The following is a 22,956-nucleotide window of genomic DNA, read 5'->3' as shown; positions in this document are numbered from 1 at the left end:
AGGAAATTTGCCTTTTTATTTTTCCCTTTTCTCCTCCTCCCAAAACCGTATAAGGCCGTTTATGATTCCCTGGGCAATTTTTTTATATAGCGTGGGGTTGCGCAGGAGGCCTTCCTCAACCCAGTTGGATATGACTACGGGTTCTACCGTAAGTGCAGGAATCGTTCCTAAATGGTACAATTGCGGGTCCGGCTCTATCCCCCGGGAGGAGCGTTTAATTTTCCGTATGATTTCTTCCAGCGTGAACCGGGCCAGGTGCTCGCACGACGGTGCCCTGGGATTGTATTTTACTGCTGTCCCCTCCACAGAAGTGTCTGTGCTGTAAAAGGTATGAAAACTGATGAAGATCCCCGCATTTTTTTTCAGTGCCAGGTTACAGCGTGCCCACTGGGAAAGGGAATAATCCCCGGTACGGGTGAGGTAGGTTTTGCATGGTAAGGGTTTGAGCATCTCCTGCAGGGCAGTGGCCATGCTCATGGTAACATTTTTTTCCAGCAAATCCACAGGGCCTTTGCCTCCTGTGTCATCCCCACCGTGTCCGGGATCGATTACAAAAACTTTGGAGGCAAAAAGATGGAATAGGTAATCCCGGCTGAAATTGATGATGGTGCGGTGGGGGATACCCGGTTCAGCTGTTATTTGCCAGGGGGAAGGGTATCTGGTTTTGATTTCAAAGCTTACGCCCTGCGGATGTTCACTAACCCTGATCCATTCAATCAATCCATCATAAACTTCAATTGTTTCACAAAACATGTTGGCCCGGGCTCCCTGAGCCAGGATGGTTAGTTCCAGGGGTTCTTCCTTTACCTCAGGCTGAAAAGGTATGGTGGATTCTATTACTACTCTGGAGATGGGACGGTTCGGGTTATAATATACTTTGCTCCAGATGTTGGTAATACGGCTGATATTCATGCCCTTGCCCCCTTCATTTCGTTTTTTTCCCCTTAACGCCGGGCTGCAGCGGTGGGGACTTGCCTTCTCCGGCTAAATACCTGGTTATGCCGGCATAAAGGCACCAGCTTATTTTACTCTGGTAGAGGGGATCCTGGAGCAGGCGATATTCCCCGGGGTTGGTAATAAAACCCAGTTCAACAATAACTGTGGGAACACGGGTCTGGCGGAGGATATAGTAATCTCCGTGTAATGGTACCCGGTGCCTGTTTTTTAGCATGCGATTAAGTTCATCCTGAATAGCCCTGGCCAGGGCTTCGCTTTCTGCTGATCCGGCTCTGGCAAAGGTCTGTGCTCCATACTGGGCCGGGTTGCTGAAGCTGTTTATGTGCAGGCTTACCATGGCGTCGGCCGGTAATTTATTGGCCAGGGCTACCCGGCGGGCCAGGTCCTGACGTTTTCGCCTGTACAGGCCGGTAATTTCAGGATCAGCCAGGTCATAATCCCCTTCCCGGGTCATTACTACCCTGGCCCCGCCCTGGCGCAGGTACAGGGCCAGCTTTTGTCCTATGGTCAGGACCAGGTCCTTTTCCAGAACGTCATTTTTCCCCACCACTCCGGGATCTACACCCCCGTGCCCCGGATCAATAACAATTATCCGTCCGGCCAGGGCACCGGAAAGGGCACTGATGGCTGCCTGGTGGCGGGCACTGGCCATGGCGCAAACACCCAGCCAGAGAATAACCGAAACCATGACAATGGCCATCCCCATCCTGATCTTTTGCAGGGGCAGGATAATAAACCTGATTTTTTCCACCCCCCATTTAACCGGAAACTGGTCAAGCCGCGGTTAATACAGTAAAATATATGGTAAACTGCACAAAGATTTTCATTATATTGTTGGGTAAAACGGACGAATTTTGTCTTTTTGTACTGGAGGTATAACCCTGGTGAAATTCTATAAGGTTAGCGCCGTGGTTCTTAAATCGGTAAGCATCCGGGAAGCTGATCAATTGTTAACGTTATTTACCCGGGAAAAGGGTAAAATCAGGGTGATGGCTTACGGGTCGTGCAAGCTTACCAGTCGCAAGCGGGGAGCAGTGCAACCCTTTTCCCATTCCCGCTTTCTTATTCGCCGGGGTAGCGGGCTGGATACAGTAAGCCAGGGTGAGCTTGTGGAGATGTTCCCCCAGCTCCGCTGCCGGCTGGATAAGCTGGGCTGTGCCGTTTATTTGACCGGAATGGTAGACGATTTAACTGCCGAAGAAGAGCCCGGTGAAGAGATTTTTAACCTGCTGCTTAAAACGTTACGCTCTCTGGTTAGCGGTGACGGCGAATTGCTGATCCGGGCATTTGAAGTAAAATTGCTCTCCATTCTGGGTTACCGGCCCTGCCTGGAGAGGTGTGTTCTCTGCCACGTTCCTGTAGACGGCAGCAGGGTCGTTTTTCACGCCGGAGCAGGGGGGATACTTTGCCCGTCGTGCGCCGGGAAAGAAACAGATGGCCTGACCTGCTCTCGCGGTACGGTGGAATTGCTCAAGCTATTTTTGCGCTGGGAACCTGGCAGGCTCAACCAGTTAAAGGCCGGTCAGCTTGTTCGCAGGGAGTTAAAAGAGGTACTACACCGCCACCTGGAATACCACCTGGGCCAGCGCATGAAATCCATGCGGTTTCTGGAATTGCTGGGACATGTATAATCAACCGGCCTCCCGGGTTAAATATGGTTAAAGAAAAAGAACCAGGGAGGATGGCCTGCTATGAACAGCGAGTTGGAAAAAATTGATCTGATCAGATCCCGTCTGGGGGTTGGTTACAAAGAAGCAAAAGAGGCGCTGGACGCAGCGGGGGGCGATGTGGTCCAGGCCCTCATTCACCTGGAAGAAGAGAGAAAGAACATCGCCGAAAAACTTCAAGACCGGGGAGAAGAATTCTGGGAAAACGTGAAGGATTTCCTGCACCGGAGCCAGGAAACAAAAATCAAGGTGAAGCAGGGGGACAGAACGGTTATGGAGCTTCCAGCTCCCCTGGGGGCACTGGGGCTGCTGGGGACACTGGCCAGCAGCCAGCTGGCAGTGCTGGGTGTTCTGGGAGCAGTGACGGCTATGGCCAAGAATTATACCCTGGAAATTGAGCGGCCGGGCCGGGAAGATAGGGGAGATGAAGGTCAGGGTGAACAGCATTGGGGACCGGCGGGCCCTACGCAAGGGGGGGCCTGAAGAAATTCCGGCCTTCCCCGCGGAGGAACAGGCAGAGGGTTAAAACGTACCCGTTGACTTCGCTCCACCAATTTGGTAAATTAACAGTGTTCAACAAAATATCCGGCGATGAGGGAAAGAGTAACCGGGGGAGTTTTTACAGAGAGCCGGGAAGAGGTGGAAGCCCGGTAAAACGAACCCGTGTGAAGGGGGTTCCCGAGCAGCAGGAGGAAAGCCGCCGCGTCAGGTGGCGGTGAGTAAAGCCTGCATCAAAGGAGAGGGTCGCCTTTTATGGCGACCAAGCAGGGTGGAACCGCGGGAAGTACCTCCCGTCCCTGGCCCAGTGCCCGGGCGGGAGGTTTTAATTTTTAAAAGGGTCCTTTACAGCCTGCTGGAATCATTTGTCTTTGTTTAAGGGAGGAATGCCTGCATGAACTTTCAAGAATTGATCATGGCTTTAAACCGTTTCTGGGCTGCTCAGAACTGCCTCATCCAGCAGCCGTACGACGTGGAAAAGGGCGCCGGTACCATGAACCCGGCCACTTTCCTGCGGGTTTTGGGTCCCGAGCCCTGGCGGGTGGCCTATGTGGAGCCCTCCCGCCGGCCAACCGACGGCCGTTACGGGGAGAACCCCAACCGCCTGCAGCATTACTACCAGTACCAGGTTATTTTAAAGCCGTCTCCCGATGATGTGGTGGAAATTTACCTGAATAGCCTGGCGGCTATAGGTATCAATCCCCGGGAGCACGATATCCGTTTTGTAGAAGATAACTGGGAATCCCCCACTCTGGGTGCGTGGGGTCTTGGCTGGGAGGTGTGGCTGGATGGAATGGAAATAACCCAGTTCACTTATTTCCAGCAATGCGGAGGTCTGGACTGCCGTCCCGTTTCAGCGGAGATTACCTATGGCCTGGAAAGGCTGGCCATGTTTATCCAGGGTAAGGATAATGTTTTTGACATCGAATGGGTTGACGGCCTGACTTACGGTGACGTTCACCACCGGGGCGAGGTGGAACATTCCCATTACAATTTTGAAGAAGCAGATACGGAAATGCTTTTTCAGCTGTTTGACATGTACGAGAAAGAGGCCCGGCGCATTGTGGAAAAGGGCCTGGTTTTACCGGCCTACGATTACGTGCTTAAGTGTTCCCATACTTTTAATCTCCTGGATGCCCGGGGTGCCATCAGCGTTACCGAACGTACTGCTTTTATTCACCGGGTACGCAGCCTGGCCCGGGCCTGCGCCACTGCCTATGTAGCCCAGCGGGAAGAAATGGGTTACCCGCTGCTTGAAAAGAAATAATCCTTTTAAACAAAAAGAAACCTGTATTCGAGGGAGGAAAGCCATGCAAACGGGGGATTTTTTGCTGGAAATTGGTGTAGAAGAAATACCGGCCCGGTTTTTAAACCCGGCCCTGGAACAGTTAAAGGAGCTGGCTCAAAACCTGTTGCGAGAAAACCGCCTGTCCTTTAAGGAAATTAAAACCTTTGGTACACCCCGGCGCCTGGTCCTGTATGTGTATGACCTGGCCGGGGTGCAGGAATCCCTGGTCCAGGAGGTTAAAGGGCCGGCTGTTAAGGTAGCCTTCAACCAGGCCGGTGAACCAACCCGGGCGGCCCTGGGATTTGCCAAAAGCCAGGGAGTGGATGTTTCTCAGCTGGTGGTGAAAAACCTGGGTCCTGTGGAATATGTATTTGCAGTAAAACGCCAGGAAGGGCGCCCCGCAGGAGAAGTGCTGGCCGGGATATGTCCGGCGATAATTTCAGGTTTACATTTTCCCAAACCCATGCGCTGGGGAACTCTGGAGGTGCGTTTTGCCCGTCCCATTCGCTGGCTGGTGGCCCTCTACGGTGATCAGGTGATTGACTTTTCCTATGCCGGGCTCCGGTCCGGACGGGTTACCTACGGCCACCGGTTTCTGAGTGAAGGGCCCCTGGAAATTCCCCATGCCGGCAAGTATTTCGAGGTTATGGAGCGGGGTCGGGTGGTGGTGGATCCCGAGCAGCGCCGGGAGATGATCTGGAACCAGGTGAAAGAACTGGCAGCCGGAGCTGGCGGGCAGGTATTGCCCGATGAGGAACTGCTGGCGGAAGTGACCAACCTGGTGGAATATCCCGTGGCCCTCTGCGGCAGTTTTGACGAGAGCTTTTTACAGCTGCCCGCCGAGGTGCTGGTAACGCCCATGCGGGAACACCAGCGTTATTTCCCCGTGCGGGACGCCCGGGGCAAGTTGCTGCCCCGTTTCATTGCGGTAAGCAATGGTAACAGGGACCACCTGGATACGATCAGGGCGGGAAATGAAAAGGTGCTGCGGGCTCGCCTGACCGATGCTGCTTTCTTCTGGAAGGAAGATCAGACCGTACCCCTGGCCCGGCGGGTAGAGGCATTGAAGAAGGTCGTCTGGCAGGAAAGCCTCGGTTCGGTTTACGACAAGGTGGAGCGCCTTATTAACCTGTCCCGCTACCTGGCCCGCGTTTTTGCCGTCGGCGAGAAAGAGCTGGAACAGGTGCTGCGGGCAGCGTACCTGGCCAAGGCCGATCTGGTTACCAGCATGGTCTATGAATTCCCCGAATTACAGGGAGTGATGGGCAGGGAATATGCCCTGGTTTCCGGGGAGGATCCGGCAGTTGCTCAGGCCATATATGAGCATTACCTGCCCCGTTTCTCGGGCGATGAATTGCCGGTAACTACTCCGGGACGGGTTTTGAGCCTGGCCGATAAGATGGACACCCTGGTTGGTTGTTTTGCTATTGGCATTGAACCTACCGGTTCCCAGGATCCCTATGGGCTGCGCCGGCAGGCCCTGGGAATATGCCATATCTGCCTGGCGGGGGAGCTGGTACTTCTCCTGCGGGATTTTATTGGTCAGGCCTATGAACAGTACCGCGGGCGGGTGGAGCTGAAACTGGAAAAGGAGCAGGTTATATCTCATCTCCTGGACTTTTTCGCCCAGCGCCTGAAGGGAATTCTTACCGAGCGGGGGCTGTCCTATGATACGGTGGAAGCAGTACTGGCAGCCGGTTTTGATGACCTGACCGGGGTCTGGCAACGGGCCCGGGCGGTGGAGGTCTTCAAGACCGAGCCCCATTTCGAAGCGGTACTTACGGCCTTTACCCGTGCTCACAATTTATCCCGCAAGCATGATTCAACTGCAGTGGATCCAGCCCTGCTCGCCCATCCGGCAGAGGCAGCACTTTATAAGAAATTAAATGAAGTACGGGAGAAAGTTGCCGGCCAGCTTATGGCCCGCGATTACCGGGCGGCGCTGGCGGCCATGGCTTCCCTGCGGCCTGTTGTGGACGAGTTTTTTGATGCCGTAATGGTTATGGTAGATGATGAAAAAATCAGGAACAACCGCCTCGGCCTGCTCAAAGGGGTGGCCAACCTGGCCCTGGGTGTGGCTGATCTGAGCAAGCTGGTAGCCGTACCGGGGACAAATTGTATACATGATATTTGGGTTGGTGCAGGAGGAAAATCCGGGAGGAATATATAATATTATATAACATTAAATATATTAGGGCCGATTAGTATAACATAATAATATAATTGCTCTTTTAAGGGGCGATGAAATTGGAACTTTCCAAGCGACAGGAAGCCATTTTGGAGATTGTCAAAAAGGAAGGTCCCATTACCGGTGAGCAAATTGCCGAGCGCCTCTCCCTCACCCGGGCCACCCTGCGTCCTGATATGGCCATTTTGACCATGGCCGGGCTTCTGGAAGCTCGCCCCCGGGTGGGCTATTATTACAGTGGCAAAAGCCCGAACAGGGTGATTGCCGAGAAACTTCACCGCATCAAGGTGGGAGAAATAAAGTCTGTACCCGTGGTCGTTTCGGAACATTGTTCGGTGTATGATGCGGTGGTTACTATGTTCATCGAGGATGTGGGGACGCTGATTGTGGTCCGGGAGGGAGGGATTCTGGAGGGGGTCATCTCGCGAAAGGACCTGTTGAAAATTACCCTGGGGGGGCAGGACATTCATAAACTACCCGTGGGTGTTGTGATGACCCGGATGCCCAACGTAATTACCGTTGGCCCTGATGATTCGGTATGGGCGGCGGCCAAGAAACTTATTACCCACGAGGTGGATGCCCTCCCGGTGGTACGCCCCGTGGAGGAGGGCGACAAGACCAAAGAGCTGGAAGTCATCGGTCGCCTGAGTAAAACCAACATTACTCGCCTCTTTGTTGAGCTGGGAGAAGGAAACTAAGGGGGAGGTAACCATTACCACGACCAGTAATACACACCCGGTGATTTATATCATCTCCGATTCCATAGGTGAAACGGCGGAGCTGGTGGCCCGGGCGGCGGCCAGCCAGTTCAACTCCGGTGTAGGAGATATCCACCGGGTGCCATTCGTGCATGATGTGGAAGAAATCGTTGAAATCATGCAGGAGGCCAGCACCAGGCCCAGTGTCATAGCCTATACCCTGGTTGTTCCAGAACTTCGGGAAGCACTGGAAAGGGAGGCACGTAAATACAACATACCTGCGGTAGACATATTGACTCCCATGCTGGATGCCTTAACCCGGGTGGGTGGTCAAAGGCCGAAAATGGAACCCGGGCTGGTTCGCCGCGTCGACGAGGATTACTTCCGGAAAGTAGAAGCAGTGGAGTTTGCTGTTAAGTACGATGACGGCAAGGATCCCCGGGGAATTTTGCGGGCCGATGTGGTGGTTATTGGTGTTAGCCGGACCTCTAAAACTCCTTTGTGTATGTACCTGGCTCACAAGGCCATAAAGGCGGCAAATGTTCCCCTGGTGCCGGAGGTGGCGCCGCCGGAAGAAATCTTTAAATTACCACCTCACCGGATTATCGGCCTGACCATCCAGCCCCAGCAGCTTAATGAAATTCGCCGGGAACGTCTCAAGGCTCTGGGGCTTGCATCCAGGGCAAATTACGCCAGCATGGAACGCATATTACAGGAGCTGGAATATGCCGAAGGTATTATGCGTCAGGTAAAATGCTCCATTATTGATGTTACCAATAAAGCGGTGGAAGAGACGGCCAGCCGCGTGCTGGAAATCTATTACAGGGGGGAAAGGCATGTCAAATAAAAAGTATGTCTACCTGTTTGAAGAAGGCCGTGCCGATATGAAAAATCTCCTTGGTGGTAAAGGGGCGAACCTGGCGGAGATGACCAATATCGGCCTGCCTGTCCCGCCCGGTATGATTATTACCACAGAGGCCTGCAAGGAGTTCTACCTTGGCGGCCGGCAATTCCCGCCCGGGATGGAGGAACAGGTGCGGGAAAAAATGCAGGTGCTGGAGGAAAAAACGGGCCGGCGGTTTGGCGATCCTGCCAATCCCCTGCTGGTTAGCGTGCGCTCGGGGGCACCTGTGTCCATGCCCGGAATGATGGATACAGTGCTCAACCTGGGGTTAAACGACCAGACGGTGGAAGGTCTGGGCCGGGCTGCCGGCAGGCGGTTTGCTTTTGACTGCTATCGCCGGTTCCTGAACATGTTTGGTGATGTGGTTCTGGGTATTGAACATGCCAGGTTTGAACGCATTCTGGAGAAATATAAGGAGCGCCGGGGAGTAAATCTTGATCAGGAATTGCCGGTTGAGGATCTGGAGCAGGTGGCCGCTGAATATAAGGCCCTGATAGAAAGGGAAACCGGGCGACCTTTCCCCCAGGATCCTGTTGAGCAGCTCTTTATGGCCATTTATGCCGTATTTAACTCCTGGAATAATGACCGGGCCATAGTCTATCGCCGGATCAATAAGATCCCCGACGACCTTGGTACTGCCGTTAACATCCAGGTAATGGTTTTTGGTAACCTGGGAGATGACTGCGGTACCGGGGTGGCCTTCACCCGGGATCCGGCAACCGGTGCCCGGCAGCTTTACGGGGAATACCTGATCAACGCCCAGGGTGAAGACGTGGTGGCGGGCATCCGTACTCCACGGCCAATTTCTGACTTAAAGGTGGAAATGCCCGCAGTTTACCAGCAGTTTGTCTCCATATGCGAGCAGTTGGAGAAGCATTACCGGAATATGCAGGATATAGAGTTTACCATTGAACGGGGAAAGCTGTACATCCTGCAGACCCGGACCGGTAAACGTACCGCCCAGGCAGCCGTTAAAATTGCTGTTGATATGGTTCATGAAGGATTGATTAGTAAAGAAGAGGCCATCATGCGGGTTGAGCCTGCCCAGCTGGATCAGCTGTTGCACCGCCGTATCGATCCCCGGAGCAGGGTGGAGGTGATTGCCAGGGGCCTGCCTGCTTCGCCCGGTGCAGCCAGCGGTAAAGTGGTTTTTGATGCCGATGAGGCAGAAATACTGGGCAACCAGGGGGAGAAGGTTATCCTGGTTCGTACAGAGACTACTCCTGATGACATACATGGTATAGTTGCTTCCCAGGGGGTGCTTACCTCCCGGGGAGGGATGACCAGCCACGCTGCAGTGGTGGCCCGGGGAATGGGCAAGCCCTGCGTTTGCGGTTGTGAGGCCATACGCATAGATTATGAGGCAGGCGAATTCCGCGTTAATGACCTGGTGATAAAAAAGGGAGATGTCATTTCCATTGACGGCTCCACCGGCCAGGTAATTCTCGGAGAGGTACCCCTAATTGATCCCGAGCTATCGCCCGAGTTTCTCGAATTGCTTCAATGGGCCGATGAAATTCGCACCCTGGGCGTAAGGGCCAATGCGGATACGCCGGAAGATGCAGCCAGGGCGCGTGCTTTTGGGGCAGAGGGGATCGGTCTCACCCGTACGGAACACATGTTTATGGCTCCTGACCGGTTGCCCATAGTTCAGGAAATGATCCTGGCCACCAGCACCCGGGAAAGGCAGGCCGCCCTGGATAAGCTATTACCCATGCAGCAGGGTGACTTTTACGGTATTTTAAAGGCCATGGAGGGTTTACCGGTAACCATCCGCCTGCTGGACCCTCCTCTCCATGAATTCCTGCCCAACGCGGAAGAGCTGGCGGTGGAAATTACCCGCCTCCGCCTCACCGGCGGCAACGATGAGGAGCTGCAGAAAAAAGAGGAATTATTAAAGAAAGTAAGGGTGCTTGCTGAATTTAACCCCATGCTGGGCCACCGGGGTTGCCGCCTGGGTATAACTTTCCCGGAGGTTTACGCCATGCAGGCCAGGGCCATTTTCCAGGCTACGGCCCAGCTGGTGAAGGAGGGCTTGAGGGTTTTCCCGGAGGTGGAGATCCCTCTGGTTGGTGATGTGAAGGAGCTGGCTTTGCTACGTCAACTGGTCAACGAAGTAGCCGAGCAGGTAAGGAAAGAGACAGGTGTTAATTTTGAGTACAGTGTGGGAACAATGATTGAAATACCCCGTGCGGCCCTGCTGGCCGATGAAATTGCCCGGGAAGCGGATTTCTTCTCCTTTGGTACCAATGACCTGACTCAGACTACCTTTGGTTTTTCCCGGGATGATGCCGAGGGTAAGTTCCTGCATGAATATGTAGAGAAAAAAATTCTGCCGGAAAACCCCTTCATCGTTCTGGATCAGGCCGGCGTAGGTAAGTTAATGAAAATTTGTGTCGACCTGGGCCGCCAGACCAAACCCGATCTGGTGATTGGAATCTGTGGTGAGCACGGCGGCGAGCCAAGCTCCATTGAATTCTGCCACCGTATAGGGCTGAATTATGTTAGCTGCTCTCCCTTCCGCGTTCCCATAGCCCGCCTGGCAGCAGCTCAGGCCAGGATAAAGAATGGCTAACAGTATCTTGCCCAAATTATTGAGCTAAACCTGAACCCTCCTTTATTGGGAGGGTTCATAATTTACGGGACAGTTTACAGGAAAAAGGGGAAAAAGAGAGAAAATTAATAGCAGTCCTTTATCAGAAAGGGGACGCGGTATGGATGATGAAGGGGTATCTCTGGAAGAGCAGGTCTTGAACAACCTGCCCTGTCCGGTGCTGGTTATTGACCGCAGGGGATATTTAATCTATTTTAACAGGGCATCAGAAAGGGAACTGGGAATAAATAAAGAAGAAGCCGCTTACCGTCCCCTGATCGATATCCTTTTTCAGGGTAAAAAATTTGATCGCAGGGGCAGGTATACCAGTGCCTTGATTGAAACCCTGGAAACAGGCCGGGAGTTTTCTCTGCGCCTTGAAGAAATAAAAACAGGGTCACATATGCTGCCCAAATTTTTCCTGGTGGATACTTCTCTTATAAATAACCGCAGCAAGAAGATATTGGGGGCCTGCGCTGTATATTACAATTTCTTCCGGAACCGGAATCTGCTGAAGAAAACAATTATCAACCGTTTGACCACCATTTCGGAACAGTTTGAAACCATCTACGCTTTCGCCGAAGCCATTGGAGCACGGGATCAGTACACAATGGGCCATAGTGAAAAGGTGGCGGAATATGCCCGCATGATCGCGGAGGCTCTGGGCCTGGGTGAGAAAGAAGTTGATCTGGCTTACATATAGCGAGGAAGAGGAGGGAAGGAATGGGTAAAACCTTAAGGCTTTTCTGGGCCATAAATCTCCCCAATGAGATTAAAGACCGGCTGTGGGAGATTCAAAAACAGCTGCGGGGAACAGGGGTGGATGCCAGGTGGGTGGGAAGGGAAAACCTGCATTTAACTGTTCACTTTTTAGGTGAAGTGGATGTGGCCATAATAGACGCCCTTGTTTCGGCAGTTCAAGGGGCTCTGCTTGACCGGAAATTTTTTACCCTGCAACTGGGTGGTCTGGGTGTATTCCCGGATGCCCGGCATCCCCGGGTACTCTGGGCGGGGGTTGCTGGCGGGGAGAATGAGTTGTGGGAAATTCACCGGTTGGTGGCCGGGGCGATGCTGCCATTCGGGATACCGCTACCGGGGCGGTCTTTTTCACCTCACCTGACCCTGGCCAGGTTGCGCTCACTCCGGGGGGCACCGGAATTGATGACCATGGTGCGCCAGCTTGGCCCTGACTATGATAATCTGGGCTGGATGCAGGTGGGTTCAGTGGACCTTATGCAAAGCAAGCTTACTCCCGGTGGTCCTATCTATACTTTAATAGCTCAAGTTTGCCTTAAAAGCCCTTAAAAGGTCTAAATTTATTTCACCGGGAATAATGTTTTTTAAAATTTTAAGGAAGGAAATTTTTTTTACAGGTAAAATAACATTGTTTAAGTTTTTTAAGAGAGGGTTTGAAGATGCTGGTTCTGGCTATTAACGGCAGTCCTCGCCGCACAGGCAGTACTGCCCAGATGCTGCTGGCCACCAGGGAAGTGGTGGAAGCTGCGGGTGCAAGATTTACCTTTTGTCAGGTTTCCGAGGTTCTGGCAGAATTAAAGGTCCCTTACTGTACTGTTTGCTCGGATCCCTGTACCGGGAAATGTTTTTCCGGAACCCGTCTGGAAGAGATTTTCAATTTAATGCGCCAGGCCGATGGTATCATTATGGGAAGCCCTGTTTATTTCAGCACTGTTTCCTCTCATTTAAAAGCTTTCTGGGACCGCACCCGTCTTTTGCGCCGGGAAAAAGCCCTTATTAATGTTGTCGGCGGGGCATTAACGGTAGGTGGCTCCCGCTTTGGCGGTCAGGAGACTGCCCTTAGAACAATGCACGATATGATGCTCTGCCAGGGAATGACCGTGGTGGGGGACGGTTACCTGGAGGATGATGCCGGGCATCAGGGCGCCTGCGCCCAGGATCCCGCCAGTGAGGATATCCTGGGATTGCAGCGGGCAAGAATTCTGGCCCGGCGGGTGGTGGAAGTGGCCCTGGCTACCCGGGATTTGCGTAAAAGGTCCCGGGCAACGGGCGGATAGAGTCAATACCCCCGGTTTTTTAATACGGCCCCGGGGGTTTTTCATCGGGGTGATAAAATGAACATTCGAGAACGTACCGAAAGGCTGGAGGAACAGCAGTTATCTCCCTATGCCTGTTGCAGTTCGGCCAGTGCCGGTCGCCTGTACCCCGAGGAACCCTGCCAGGTACGCACCGCTTTTCAGCGGGATAGGGATAGGATTATCCATTCCAAAAGTTTTCGCCGTTTAAAAGGAAAAACTCAAGTATTTATCATCCCTGAAGGCGATCATTACCGCACCCGGCTTACCCATACTCTTGAAGTGGCTCAAATTTCCCGCACGGTGGCCAAGGCGTTGCGCTTAAATGAAGACCTTACCGAAGCCATTGCCCTGGGACATGACCTGGGGCATACCCCTTTTGGTCATATTGGGGAAGAAGCTTTAAATGAAGTCTACCCCCCTGGCTTTCGCCATAACGAGCAGAGCTTGCGAATCGTGGATGAACTGGAAGGGGGAAAGGGTCTCAACCTTACCCGGGAAGTACGGGATGGGATTTTGAACCATACTGGCCCCGGCAGACCGGTTACTCTGGAAGGACAGGTGGTGAGAATTTGTGATCGCGTAGCCTATATTAACCATGACATTGACGATGCCATCCGGAGCGGCATTCTTACTTTAAATGATCTGCCCCGGGCCTGCCTTGATGTCCTGGGGCGTACACACCGGGAGCGCATTAATACCATGGTTCTGGATCTGATCAACAACAGCTGGGATAAACCGGTGATTTCCATGAGTTCCGAGGTCCAGCAGGCTACAGATGAATTGCGTGCCTTCCTTTTTGCTCGCGTTTATGTTGGCTCGGAGGCCAAAAAAGAGGAAGCTAAAGCCAAAAACGTGGTTCAGTACCTGTACTTCTATTTCACCAGGCATCCGGAAGCTTTACCCCCGGAACAACTTAAGAAAGTCGAGGAAATGGGAGTGGAAAGGGTTGTTTGTGATTACATTGCAGGTATGACCGATCATTTCGCTATTGCCCAGTTCTCCCGTCTCTTTATTCCCCGGGCTTTTCCCGTGTCGTAGAAAAATTGTCGAAGGTTTGGGGAGGAAAATCTATAGTGATAGCGAATACCTCTTTCACAGAGGGACGTGACGCTCCTGGGATGGGTTAGAAGGGTGATTCCCATGGGTGGGTTAATCCCTGATGAAGTGGTGGAATCTGTTCGCCAGGCTACTGATATTGTGCAGGTAATTGGTGAATATGTTCGCCTGGAAAAGAAGGGGAAAAATTATGTCGGTATTTGCCCCTTTCACCAGGAGAGGGATCCGTCCTTTACCGTAAGCCCGGAGAAGCAAATCTTTTACTGTTTTGGCTGCGGGACGGGTGGCAACGTCTTTAAATTTTTAATGCTGCAGGAAAACCTTACTTTTCCCGAGGCGGTATACCGGCTGGCGAAACAGGCCGGCATTACCGTACCACGTACTGAAAGGCTCCGGGAGGGGACGCGGGCCTGGCTGGAGGAACAGGCCTGGGAAATTAACGCCATGGTGCGGGACTTTTACCACCATATTCTCATCCACCGGCCGGAGGCGGAGGAAGCCCGCAGCTACCTGGAAAGGCGGGGAGTATCCCGGCATACCCAGGAGATATTTCAACTGGGTTATGCTCCTCCCGGGTGGGATACCCTGTTGCAGTTTCTTGCCTCCCGCAACTGTTCTTTGCACCGGGCTGTGGATCTGGGTCTTTTAACCAGGGGGGATCGGGGAAAGCTTTACGACCGGTTTAGAAACCGCCTGATCTTTCCCATATATAATGCCCAGGGAAGGGTGGTTGGTTTCGGGGGACGGGTGCTGGATGACAGCCAGCCAAAGTACTTGAATTCCCCGGAGAGTTTAATCTTCAATAAGGGAAAATTGCTTTTCGGCCTGCATCTGGCCAGGGCTGCTATCCGGGAAAAGGGCTGTGCCATCATCATGGAAGGCTATATGGATGTGATTACCGCCTACCAGCATGGCGTTCGTAACGTGGTGGCTTCCCTGGGGACCAGTCTTACTGCAGAACAGGGTCATCTTTTGTCCCGTTATACCAGGGATGTAGTAATTGCTTATGATGCGGATACAGCGGGAGTTGCCGCTTCTATCCGGGGACTGGATCTTTTGCAGCAGATTGGCTTTCGTGTTCGCGTGGTTACCATTCCCGAAGGAAAGGATCCGGATGAATATATCAGGCAGCATGGTGGGGAAAAGTGGCAGCAACTGGTCGAAACGGCAGCTCCGTTACTGGATTATAAATTAAACCAGGCTGCAAAAAATGGTGGAAGTTCCGCTTCCCTTCTGGCTCAGGTCCTGCCAAACCTGGCGGCCATGCCCGGGGAAGCAGAGCGGGAAGAGGGTATCAGGCGGGTAGCTGCCCGCCTGAGCTTAAGCTGGGAAGCGGTGAGAGATGCTTTACGGCGATTTAATAGAAACCCGGGAAGAAAATGGCTAAATTCGGATAAAATTGCTAAAAATAAGCATAATATATTAGCAAACGCCCACAATAAGGCGGAATTGTTTCTTCTGCAGTTGCTGTTACATTATCCGGCTTATGTGCAGGAAGTACGCCAGCGTTTGGGAGAATCCTTCCCCCGGGAGCCCGGTTTGCGCCGGATTTTTAAGATTATCTGCCGGGGAGAGAGGGTTGATCCGGCTGCATGGATGGATGAGCTGGATGAAGAAGAACAACACTTATTAAGCCGCTTGCTAATGGAAAAAATACCCGGGGGTGACCCGGTTAAAATAATTTCCGACCTGACCCGGGCTGTTGAAAGGAGCTATCTCCAGGAGCAGAGGGAAAGGCTGGTACAGGAGCTGGCCGAAGCAGAGCGGGTTGGTGATCAGGGGCGTATAGTCCGGGTGTTGGGTGACCTGCAGAAACTGTTACAGAAGAGTAAACCCTTGCTGGAAAGGGGGAATGAATAAATTGGGGGATGAATTGAATAAACTCGAGTGCGTCAAGGAATTAATCGAAAAAGGTAAGAAAAGAGGCATCCTGACCTATAGTGAAATTATGGATACCCTGCAAGGGGTTGATCTGACGCCGGAACAAATTGACGATATTTATGAAAAGCTGGCCAGTATGGGTATCGAGGTTGTACCCGAGGTTCCGGATCTGGAACCCATGGACGATGCCGTTATAGAACCTTCAGCGGAGGAAGATGTTGACCTTTCCATTCCCGAGGGTATCGCCATAGACGATCCCGTTAGAATGTACCTGAAAGAAATTGGTCGTATCCCCCTCTTAACACCGGAGGAAGAAATTGAACTGGCCAAGAGAATTGAGCAGGGGGACGAGGAAGCGAAACGGCGGCTGGCAGAAGCCAACCTGCGCCTGGTGGTAAGTATAGCCAAGCGTTATGTAGGCCGGGGGATGCTTTTTCTGGATCTAATCCAGGAAGGTAACCTGGGGCTAATCAAGGCAGTAGAAAAATTTGATTATCGCAAGGGGTACAAGTTCAGTACCTATGCTACCTGGTGGATCCGGCAGGCCATTACCCGGGCCATTGCTGATCAGGCCAGGACCATCCGCATACCGGTGCACATGGTGGAAACCATCAACAAGCTTATCCGTGTTTCCCGCCAGCTCCTGCAGGAACTGGGCCGGGAACCAACTCCGGAGGAAATAGCCAAGGAGATGGGTATTTCTGAAGAAAAAGTACGTGAAATTATGAAGATAGCCCAGGAACCCGTTTCCCTGGAAACGCCTATTGGTGAAGAAGAAGATTCTCACCTGGGAGATTTCATTGAAGACCAGGACGCCAGGGCGCCGGCGGAAGAGGCCTCCTATACGCTTTTGCGGGAGCAGCTGGAGGAGGTTTTAAAAACCCTTACCGATCGGGAACAGAAGGTATTACGCCTGCGCTTTGGCCTGGACGACGGCCGTGCCCGGACTCTGGAGGAAGTTGGCCAGAAATTTGGAGTGACCCGGGAACGGATCCGTCAGATTGAAGCGAAAACACTGCGCAAGTTGCGGCACCCGAGCCGCAGCAAGAAACTTAAAGATTACTTAGATTAAAACACCAGCCCCGGGATAATTTTTCTTTACAAAGCCATTGACCGGGGCCGTAATTTTATGTATAATCATTAGTGCATGTTATGTGTTTCAATGCTTTGTGGGCCTATAGCTCAATTGGTAGAGCATCCGGCTCATAACCGGCTGGTTCCAGGTTCGAGTCCTGGTGGGCCCACCAGAATGGAAGTCGGATGTCGGAAGTTGGAGGTCGGAAGTTGGAGGTCAGAGATTATCATTGATTTTGAGGCCATTTTTTGGGTATGAGAGATATAGTCGGCAATTATTTCTGACTTCTGACTTCCGACGACTGACGACCGTTTTACGGCCCCATGGTCAAGTGGTCTAAGACACCGCCCTTTCACGGCGGTAACGCGGGTTCGAATCCCGCTGGGGTCACCATACGGGCGATTAGCTCAGCTGGGAGAGCACATGCCTTACAAGCATGGGGTCGGCGGTTCAAATCCGTCATCGCCCACCAGTGAAATCAAGGCCTCCGTGAATCGGAGGCTTTCTCTTATAGAAGGTAGCTGGATAGATTGCGAAAAGGCAAATTGCACACTTTCGCACACCGGTAAAACCAGGGTCCCCTTGAAGAGGGGGCTCTTTTTCTCTTTCTAGCGCTTTAAATCTCTCAAGAATATTAAGTAAAAATTTTTGTCATAACAGCAGGAAAAACCAAATGTCTGTCTAAAATAATAACTCATCTATTGGAACCCATTTTACTATTTGGAACAAGGAGGGGAGACAGCATGACGGCGGGGAAAAAAATAAAGTTGCCCCTGGAGGGAATTAAGGTGCTGGATATATCCCGCGTCCTGACAGGACCTTTCTGCACCATGATTCTTGGTGATCTGGGGGCAGAAGTGATCAAGGTGGAAATGCCCGGGGTCGGGGATGAAACCCGGGGGTGGGGTCCACCCTTTGTTAACGGAGAAAGCGCCTATTTCTTAAGCGTCAACAGGAACAAGAAAAGCATTACCGTTAACATGAAATCCCCCAAGGGGCGGGAAATCATCTACAGGCTGGCCAAAGAGGCAGATGTGATGATTGAAAACTTCCTGCCCGGAACTGTGCAGCGGTTGGGTGTGGATTACGAACGGATTAGAGAAATTAATCCGCAGATTATCTACTGTTCCCTGTCCGGATATGGTCAGGACGGTCCCTACCGCGATCATCCTGCTTATGACCTGTTGATGCAGGGTGAGGGCGGGCTGATGTCCATCACGGGGGAAAAAGATGGTGAGCCCGTCCGCATTGGCGTGGCCATCATTGATATTGGAGCGGGTATGTATGCCGTTATTGGGATCTTAAGCGCCCTGATGGCCCGTAAAGAAACCGGAAAAGGCCAGTACATCGACATCTCCCTTCTGGATACGGAAGTTTCCTGGTTGACCTACATGGCCAGCAACTATTTTGCGTCCGGGAAGGATCCCATCCGTATGGGCTCGGGTCATCCTTCCATCGTGCCGTACAGGGCATTCCGGGCCAGGGACAAGTACTTTATCCTGGCCGTGGGCAACGACGCCATCTGGCAGCGTTTCTGTGCCGCTCTGGACCTCAAGTTTGTGGACGATCCCCGGTTCGTGACCAACGAGATGAGGGTAAAACACCGGGATGAACTGGAGAAGCTGCTGGCTGAAATCTTTATCCAGAAAGATGCTAGTTACTGGGTAAATTTGCTGCACGAGCACAAGGTACCCTGCGGGATGATCAACGCCATTTCGGAGGTAGTCTCCCATCCCCAGGTCTTGCACCGGGGCATGGTTGTGGAAATGGATCATGAAAAAGCAGGTAAAGTCAAGGTACTCGGCAGTCCATTGAACTTCTCCGAAATGCCCATTGAATACCGCCTGCCGCCTCCCCTTCTCGGCCAGCATACCTGCGAAATTCTTACGAGTTTGGGGTATACTGCGGATGAAATTGAAGAGTTAAAGGCGTGTGGGGCAATCTAAATGGAAGTCGGAGGTGGGAAGTTAGAGGTCGGAAAATTAACTTTAATTTTTATATTTTTGCCGGGTTGCAGGGAAACAGAAAGGAATGTCTAAATAAAAAAAATACGTTTAGCTATTTATCGGAATCAATTTCGATATATGGAATGGTCTGATTCTGATGAGCAACACTCTGCGCAAGGGCCTGATTGTCCTTCAGGCTATTTCGGAAAAAGGATCCGAAAACGGCTTGTCCATAAGGGAGCTTTTTCACCTTACGGGTTTTCCACCCAGTACCATCCATCGTTTTTTGCAAACATTTAAAGAATTTGGGATAGTCGAACAGGATCCTGTAACCAAAAATTACCGGTTGGGTCCCCAGCTGTTGAAAATGGGCCTGCAGGTCAGGGGCACGCTGGATTTGAGGAAGACAGCCCTGCCCGTTTTAAAAGAGCTTACCCTTTCTACTGGTGAAGATTCCTACCTTACCGTAGCTCAGGGTAAAATGGGTGTTTTCCTGGAAAGGGTTGAAGGACCCTATCCGGTAAAAGTAATGGAACTGGTGGGCAAAGAGGTTCCCCTGCACAGGGGTGCAGCAAGGAAAGCCTTGCTCTCCTTTATGGAGGACGATTTTATTCACCAGTATATCAAGGAAATGTCGGAAAACCAGGAACTCCTGAATGCAAAAGTTCTGCTGGAGGAGATCAAAAAAATCCGGGAACAGGGATACGCCATCACCTACGGTGACTATCTCGACCACGGTGTAGGTATTGCCGCGCCGGTTTACGATTTTTCAGGTTCCGTCAGGGCTTCCATAGGGATCATTGGTATAGAAAGCCGCTTTCCCGAAGAACGATTACAGGTATTAATCCGGGAAGTGAAGCGGGCTGCGGAGACACTATCCCGCAAACTGGGTTATTCCCAAACATAAAGAACCATATTACCCGGGGTACCGGGGAAAAAAGAATTACCTGCCGGGAGGAGATCATATGAATTTCGATTTACCGGAAGAATTGCAGGACATTAAAAGGCTGGCACGCGATTTTGCGGTAAGCGAAGTATTACCCACGGTGGATGCTGACGACAAAGCCCACCGCTTTCGCCGGGATCTGGTGGAAAAGATGGGGGAGCTGGGCTTTTTGGGCTGCGTCATTCCCGAAGAATACGGTGGGAACGGGCTGGGCTACCTGGCACTGGCCATTCTGGCTGAAGAAATAGCCCGGGTGCACAGCTCCCTGCGCATCATATTTGCAGCCAACACCCTCGGCCCGGCCATAACCATCTGGCGTTACGGCAGCGAGGAACTGAAGCAAAAATACCTGCCGGGGCTAACCAGTGGCAAGCTGCTGGGATGTTTTGCCATGACCGAACCCAACGCCGGCTCCGATGTGGCGTCCATGAAAGCCCGCGCTGTTTTGGAAGGAGATTATTACATTTTGAACGGCAGCAAGATGTGGATCTCCCTGGCACCCGTAGCCGACATAGCCCTGGTATACGCCTATACGGATCCCTCCAAGCGGGCCAAGGGCATGTCCGCCTTTATCGTGGATATGAAGAGCGAAGGCATTACCGTCGAAGCCATAACTGAAAAACTGGGTAACTGGTCATCACCCGTGGGTACCATCACCTTTGAAAACTGCAGGGTACCCAGAGAAAACCTGCTGGGACAGGAAGGCCAGGGATTTGCCATCTGCATGCAGCAACTGGACAACACCCGCCTGGCCTCGGCCGCAGGCGCGGTGGGAGTGGCCCAGGCCTGCCTCGACGCCGCCATTGAATATGCCAATACCAGGGAGCAATTTGGCCAGCCCATCGGCAAGTTCCAGATGATCCAGGACATGATTGCCCAGATGTGCGTGGACATTGAAGCGGCCCGTCTATTAACCTACCGGGCGGCCTTCTTGAAGGATAAAGGTGTACCCAACACCCTGGAAACCTCCATGGCCAAGCTTTTTGCCAGTGAAGCTGCCAATAAATGCGCTGATTATGCCCTGAGAATATACAGTGCCTACGGTTACTCCGAAGAATATCCCGTGGCCCGGTTCTTCCGTGACGCCAAATACTATCAAATAGTGGAAGGTACCAGCAACATCCACAAGCTCATTATCTCCCAGGATGCACTGGGTTATCGCAAAGCCAACCGTTCGTCCTGATCACATCTGGAGGAGGAAGCACAAATGGATCGATACCAGGAACTCAAGGAGAAAAAAGAAAAAATCCTGCAAATGGGTGGTTCCAAAGCGGTAGAACAACAGCGCAAAGCTGGCAAGTGGACGGCCCGGGAAAGGATAGAATACTTCTTTGACCCCGGCACCTTTACGGAAATAGGCATGTTCGTTAAGCACCGCACCACGGCCTTTGGGATGGACAAAAGGGAAGTTCCGGCTGAAGGCGTGGTAGTGGGTTACGGCAAGGTAAATGGCCGGAACGTGATGGTGGCGGCTGAAGACTACACCTCCATGGCCGGTACTTTTGGTGAATACCACGGAAAAAAATTCGCCCAGGCCATAGACATGGCCAAGGAAATGGGCATACCCTTTGTGGGCATGAACGACTCCGGCGGTGCCCGCCTTCAAGAAGGCATGGACACCCTGGAGGCCTATGCCTGGCTTTTTCGCTCCCAAATCCTTGCCTCCGGTATTATTCCCCAGATAGCCCTGTTGATGGGGCCCTGCCTGGGAGGGCAGGCCTACCACCCGGTGATGCAGGACTTCGTCTTCCAGTGCAAGAAGACCGGTTTCATGGGCATAGCCGGACCGGCCTTTGTGAAGACCCAGCTGGGTGAGGAAATTAGCCTGGAGAATTTATGCGGCGTGCATGTTCACGCCACCAAGACCGGCCAGACCCATGTGGTGGCGGAAGATGACAGGGATTGCCTGGATAAAGCCAAAGAGCTATTGAGCTACCTGCCGCAAAACAACCGGGAGAAACCGCCCCGGGTGGATACCGGCGACGAAGCCGAAAGGAAAATTCCCGAACTGGATGGCCTGGTACCCGAGGAAGGCCACATACCTTACGACATGCACCAGGTGATCTACAAAATAGTGGACAACGGTGTTTTCTTTGAAATCCTGAAAGACTTTGCCCCCAACGTGATTGTAGGGTTCGGCAGGATTGCCGGCCGGACGGTGGGGCTTGTGGCCAGCCAGCCCCTGTATATGGGCGGCGTGATCAACTGCGATGCTGCCGACAAGGTAGCCAGGTTTGTGCGCTTCTGCGACCTCTTCAACATTCCCCTGGTTAATTTCCACGACACCCCGGGTTACATGATTGGCTCCTACGAAGAACACAGGGGTATCTTGAGGCATGGAGCCAAAATGCTTTACGCCTACATCGACGCCACGGTGCCCAAGGTCACGGTAATCCTGCGCAAATCCTTTGCCGGTGCCTATTTAGGGATGTGCTGCAAGGACACCGGAGCCGACCTGGTCTACGCCTGGCCCATAGCCCAGGTCTCCATTGTGGGTGCGGAAACGGCGGCCAGCGTAATTTTTGCCAAGGAAATTAAAAATGCGGAAGACCCGGCCAAAGTAGCTGCCGAGAGAATCCAGCAATACCGGGAAATGTATGAAAACCCTTACCGCGGTGCGGAGCGCGGTTATATAGACGATATCATCATGCCCAGCGATACCAGGAAGTACATCGCCAGGGCGCTGGATATCCTGGAGAACAAACAGGTAACCAGGCCGTGGCGTAAGTACTCCAACATTAACCTGTAAATAAGGCAGATAATTTGGCGCGCTGTTTGGAGCCAAAAATGCATAAATGCCGTAAACAGCACCGGCTGGCCCGGCACTCACAGGCATATCATGCAGTGAGTGCCGGGCGGCCCGGCTCCCGTGAACGCCATCAGATCTGGCCTCCATTTTGTACCGTTTTGACCATTTAAGGAGGGAGAAGATGAAGGTAGCAGTATTTACCAAGCAGACCTTCGACACGGAAGCCAAGATAACCCTGGACGCGCAGGGCAAGATCAACCAGGAAGGCGTCAGCCTGATCATGAACCCCTACGACGAATTTGCGGTGGAAGAAGCCCTGCGCATCAAAGAAAAGACCAGAGGGGAAGTAACGGTAATCAGCATGGGCGGGCCGAAAGCCCAGGACGTACTGCGCCAGGCCCTGGCCATGGGAGCCGACCGGGCGGTGCTGGTCACCCCCGAACTGGAAGAAATAGA

The 22,956-nt window shown here is 52.6% G+C and carries 20 protein-coding genes and 3 tRNA genes; 21 read left to right on the top strand and 2 right to left on the bottom strand.

Going from position 1 to position 22,956, the window contains the following annotated elements:
* Window positions 1-15: 15 nt before the first annotated feature.
* Together BR83_RS0101120 and BR83_RS14665 are read right to left on the bottom strand one after the other, a co-directional pair.
* Window positions 16-912 carry an N-acetylmuramoyl-L-alanine amidase family protein gene (locus BR83_RS0101120; protein ID WP_027355533.1) on the bottom strand — a complete coding sequence of 299 codons (897 nt, stop codon included), beginning with the start codon at window positions 910-912 and terminating at the stop codon, window positions 16-18.
* 13 nt (window positions 913-925) lie between these two features.
* Entirely contained in the window at window positions 926-1,708 is a 783-nt protein-coding gene (locus BR83_RS14665; RefSeq protein WP_242839595.1) for an N-acetylmuramoyl-L-alanine amidase, read from the bottom strand.
* Between the two features lie 133 nt (window positions 1,709-1,841).
* Here BR83_RS14665 and recO point away from each other — a divergent pair, with 133 nt between their 5' ends.
* The 21 genes from recO to BR83_RS16550 all read left to right on the top strand — a co-directional run.
* Complete coding sequence (gene recO / locus BR83_RS0101110) at window positions 1,842-2,588, top strand: DNA repair protein RecO (protein WP_027355532.1); 747 nt, start codon at window positions 1,842-1,844, stop codon at window positions 2,586-2,588.
* Window positions 2,589-2,648: 60 nt separating this feature from the next.
* Window positions 2,649-3,107, top strand: a complete 459-nt coding sequence (locus tag BR83_RS0101105) for a DUF4342 domain-containing protein (protein WP_027355531.1) — start codon at window positions 2,649-2,651, stop codon at window positions 3,105-3,107.
* A 409-nt stretch (window positions 3,108-3,516) separates the two neighbouring features.
* Window positions 3,517-4,389: a glycine--tRNA ligase subunit alpha gene (glyQ, locus tag BR83_RS0101095; protein ID WP_027355530.1), complete on the top strand. Its 873-nt coding sequence runs from the start codon at window positions 3,517-3,519 to the stop codon at window positions 4,387-4,389.
* A 43-nt stretch (window positions 4,390-4,432) separates the two neighbouring features.
* Complete coding sequence (gene glyS / locus BR83_RS14660; protein WP_051617713.1) at window positions 4,433-6,580, top strand: glycine--tRNA ligase subunit beta; 2,148 nt, start codon at window positions 4,433-4,435, stop codon at window positions 6,578-6,580.
* A 77-nt stretch (window positions 6,581-6,657) separates the two neighbouring features.
* Window positions 6,658-7,296: a helix-turn-helix transcriptional regulator gene (locus BR83_RS0101085; RefSeq protein ID WP_027355529.1), complete on the top strand. Its 639-nt coding sequence runs from the start codon at window positions 6,658-6,660 to the stop codon at window positions 7,294-7,296.
* Complete coding sequence (locus BR83_RS0101080) at window positions 7,271-8,143, top strand: pyruvate, water dikinase regulatory protein (protein WP_242839594.1); 873 nt, start codon at window positions 7,271-7,273, stop codon at window positions 8,141-8,143. The genes BR83_RS0101085 and BR83_RS0101080 overlap by 26 nt, the downstream gene beginning before the upstream one ends.
* Window positions 8,133-10,775 carry a pyruvate, phosphate dikinase gene (gene ppdK / locus BR83_RS0101075; RefSeq protein WP_027355527.1) on the top strand — a complete coding sequence of 881 codons (2,643 nt, stop codon included), beginning with the start codon at window positions 8,133-8,135 and terminating at the stop codon, window positions 10,773-10,775. The genes BR83_RS0101080 and ppdK overlap by 11 nt, the downstream gene beginning before the upstream one ends.
* Window positions 10,776-10,914: 139 nt before the next feature.
* Window positions 10,915-11,496, top strand: coding sequence for a PAS domain-containing protein (locus BR83_RS14655; protein WP_034634252.1), 582 nt, complete (start codon window positions 10,915-10,917; stop codon window positions 11,494-11,496).
* 20 nt (window positions 11,497-11,516) lie between these two features.
* A complete protein-coding gene (thpR, locus tag BR83_RS0101065; protein ID WP_027355526.1) occupies window positions 11,517-12,098 on the top strand; it encodes an RNA 2',3'-cyclic phosphodiesterase in 582 nt (193 codons plus the stop codon).
* Between the two features lie 110 nt (window positions 12,099-12,208).
* Window positions 12,209-12,826, top strand: coding sequence for a flavodoxin family protein (locus BR83_RS0101055; protein ID WP_027355525.1), 618 nt, complete (start codon window positions 12,209-12,211; stop codon window positions 12,824-12,826).
* A gap of 57 nt (window positions 12,827-12,883) precedes the next feature.
* Window positions 12,884-13,885, top strand: a complete 1,002-nt coding sequence (locus BR83_RS0101050) for a deoxyguanosinetriphosphate triphosphohydrolase (protein ID WP_027355524.1) — start codon at window positions 12,884-12,886, stop codon at window positions 13,883-13,885.
* Window positions 13,886-13,987: 102 nt separating this feature from the next.
* On the top strand, window positions 13,988-15,763 hold the full coding sequence (dnaG, locus tag BR83_RS0101045; RefSeq protein ID WP_027355523.1) for a DNA primase: 1,776 nt from the start codon (window positions 13,988-13,990) through the stop codon (window positions 15,761-15,763).
* Window positions 15,756-16,856 (top strand): RNA polymerase sigma factor RpoD, encoded by a 1,101-nt coding sequence (rpoD, locus tag BR83_RS0101040; protein ID WP_207640164.1) that lies wholly within the window; start codon window positions 15,756-15,758, stop codon window positions 16,854-16,856. The genes dnaG and rpoD overlap by 8 nt, the downstream gene beginning before the upstream one ends.
* Before the next feature lie 99 nt (window positions 16,857-16,955).
* Window positions 16,956-17,031 (top strand) — tRNA-Ile (locus BR83_RS0101035).
* Window positions 17,032-17,176: 145 nt separating this feature from the next.
* Window positions 17,177-17,252 (top strand) — tRNA-Glu (locus BR83_RS0101030).
* 3 nt (window positions 17,253-17,255) lie between these two features.
* Window positions 17,256-17,331: transfer RNA gene (locus BR83_RS0101025), tRNA-Val, on the top strand.
* Window positions 17,332-17,602: 271 nt separating this feature from the next.
* The gene (locus tag BR83_RS0101020) at window positions 17,603-18,805 is read left to right on the top strand and encodes a CaiB/BaiF CoA transferase family protein (RefSeq protein ID WP_027355521.1); all 1,203 of its coding nucleotides are present in this window, start codon (window positions 17,603-17,605) and stop codon (window positions 18,803-18,805) included.
* 157 nt (window positions 18,806-18,962) lie between these two features.
* On the top strand, window positions 18,963-19,712 hold the full coding sequence (locus tag BR83_RS0101010) for an IclR family transcriptional regulator (RefSeq protein WP_027355520.1): 750 nt from the start codon (window positions 18,963-18,965) through the stop codon (window positions 19,710-19,712).
* Window positions 19,713-19,770: 58 nt separating this feature from the next.
* Window positions 19,771-20,934, top strand: coding sequence for a glutaryl-CoA dehydrogenase Acd (acd, locus tag BR83_RS0101005; RefSeq protein WP_027355519.1), 1,164 nt, complete (start codon window positions 19,771-19,773; stop codon window positions 20,932-20,934).
* A gap of 24 nt (window positions 20,935-20,958) precedes the next feature.
* Window positions 20,959-22,500, top strand: a complete 1,542-nt coding sequence (locus BR83_RS0101000; RefSeq protein ID WP_027355518.1) for an acyl-CoA carboxylase subunit beta — start codon at window positions 20,959-20,961, stop codon at window positions 22,498-22,500.
* A gap of 181 nt (window positions 22,501-22,681) precedes the next feature.
* On the top strand, window positions 22,682-22,956 hold a 275-nt coding region (locus tag BR83_RS16550), incomplete at its 3' end, for an electron transfer flavoprotein subunit beta/FixA family protein (RefSeq protein ID WP_456072962.1).

It is taken from the genome of Desulfofundulus thermocisternus DSM 10259, assembly GCF_000686645.1.
Classification (GTDB): Bacteria; Bacillota; Desulfotomaculia; order Desulfotomaculales; family Desulfovirgulaceae; genus Desulfofundulus; species Desulfofundulus australicus.
The sequence above is the reverse complement of the archived record's forward strand: the minus strand, read 5'-3'. Positions and strand labels throughout refer to the sequence as shown.